This is a genomic window from Bradyrhizobium sp. th-b2, from assembly GCF_000426785.1.
Lineage (GTDB): Bacteria > Pseudomonadota > Alphaproteobacteria > Rhizobiales > Xanthobacteraceae > Bradyrhizobium > Bradyrhizobium septentrionale.
Window position 1 is genome coordinate 1 of sequence record NZ_AUGA01000223.1, and the last position, 1,801, is coordinate 1,801.

Genomic DNA, 1,801 nt, shown 5'->3' on the forward strand with positions numbered 1-1,801 from the left:
TGCACAAAACACCAAAACCTTGCAATCTCAGAACGTCATTCCAGCCAAATTACGATTCCAGATCAGTCGCCTGGAAGCTTCTTAACGGGCGACGACCCTGCGTTTAGCGTGGTCGGGAATCTGTGCAGCAAGCACGAGGCCAATATCATAAGGGCGTACAGGCCTTGCGGTTGGCGGACCAGGAGGTTACCATGAAACAACTCGCTACAATCATTCTAACGACATCAGCTCTGCTGTGTCTCGCTGTTGTTGTACCGATCAGCGATGCGTTCGCCCAACAGACACAGCGTGCATCCTACAAAGTGGGCGCGGAAAATACCAAATACACACAACAGCAGTTTCTCGACGTCGGCGACGTTGCTGGCCATCAGGTGCGATTTTGAAATTCATCGTATCTTTTCGACTAACGCCCCTGTCGTCAATGGATTGAAGATCAAGGAAACGTGGACGCGTTGCGTTTCCGATTACGTCGACAATAATGGCACTGCCAGCATATACCCAGCATATACAATGTCTATGTTGTCGAAAATGGCGACAAGTTCTTTACCCGCGGGACAGTGCTTGCTCATAGCGCCGGGCTGGGAAAGCTTAGCAACACGACTGTCGCCTACATCACGGAAGGTACGGGAACGCTAGCTAGCATTCGGGGAATTGCGCGAACAACCGGCCACGCCGATCCCAAAGTAGGTGTAAATGAGACACAAGTCGAGATCGAATATTCGATCGGCAAGTAGTTGCGGATTTCATTTCTCCGCAGGACTCATCGAAGCGCGTTTGCGTGAGTTTCCAATTCAGCGAATCTCGGAACGTCAGCTCAGGAGCACGAGCACTGTTCGCGCGACAAGGTTTTTTCGTGTGTCTCCAGCCGACCGGAGATCCACGATTGGGTCACGAATTAGGCTTCTCGCCCGCCGTTGTCAAAACGAACTCTGCCGGCCGGCCGCGCGCAGCATCTCGTTCTGGGCGGTGGCGTAAAGCGTCCGCCACGATTCCCTCAGCTCGGGGGTGAAAGAAGGGCCGAATTTGCAATCAAAGCTCCACATCAACGCCTCGCCCATTGCGACGAAGTGCGATGGCTGAACGCCAAGTCTGGCGTGCTTGTGACCTGAAAGCGTGATCAGCGATTGGAACATCGGTCTTTCGTCGAGCGAGGCGACCAGCGCGGTGATCATATCCAGCACCTTCATCCGCTGCTGCTCGATATCGCCGCCGAATATATCTCTTGCATCAGGAGCTAGTTCAACGAACCTGTTGTAGCACAGGTCAGCGAGGTCGCGACGGATCGGCCACATCGCGTCAAACGATAACCTGATAAGGTCGACCTGCTCGGGCGTCATTGGTTCAGACGAGCAGGCTCGTAAAGAATGGTTTTGTGATCTCAGCGACTGACGGCTCCTTTCGTGAGAAGTGACGACGGAGATAAATTGGTGTTTGCAGTTCCAGCAGCGCCAAAGATCCTGAACTTCGTTTGCATTGACGCGCTCATGCCACTCGCGGGTGACTAACCCAGAACCACAGCGAAGGCATTCCTTGTGATGTGGCATTGAGATTGGTGTCATGTAGAACCTCGTTTCGTATGCACAAGCGACGCATACGGTAGAAAGGCGATAAGTTGTAAGCCATCACTTGCGCTTCCTTGAGCAGCTGTGCTGGATCAGATCTCCGTTTCAAGGCTCGTGCCGATAAGCGAGCATACTGTGACCGACAGCATGCTGGAGACCGGTCAAAGAGGGAGCGCCGGAGCGGGTCACAGTGTCTTGAGGTATTCAAGCAACGCCTTTTGTCTTGGTCGCTTAAACTG

Annotated in this window: 2 protein-coding genes; one reads left to right on the top strand and one right to left on the bottom strand. The window is 53.3% G+C overall.

Annotated elements, in window-relative coordinates; all coding sequences use genetic code 11:
* The first annotated feature begins 191 nt into the window (after nucleotides 1–191).
* Entirely contained in the window at nucleotides 192–383 is a 192-nt protein-coding gene (locus K359_RS62895; protein ID WP_156929149.1) for a hypothetical protein, read from the top strand.
* A gap of 534 nt (nucleotides 384–917) precedes the next feature.
* Here the strand turns inward: K359_RS62895 and K359_RS0147815 are convergent.
* Nucleotides 918–1,559 carry a globin domain-containing protein gene (locus K359_RS0147815; protein ID WP_245284966.1) on the bottom strand — a complete coding sequence of 214 codons (642 nt, stop codon included), beginning with the start codon at nucleotides 1,557–1,559 and terminating at the stop codon, nucleotides 918–920.
* Nucleotides 1,560–1,801 lie beyond the last annotated feature (242 nt).

Coding starts and splice junctions, on each gene's coding strand:
- K359_RS0147815 (WP_245284966.1), bottom strand. CDS start 1,559: ATGACACCAATCTCAATGCCACATCACAAGGAATGCCTTCGCTGTGGT.
- K359_RS62895 (WP_156929149.1), top strand. CDS start 192: ATGAAACAACTCGCTACAATCATTCTAACGACATCAGCTCTGCTGTGT.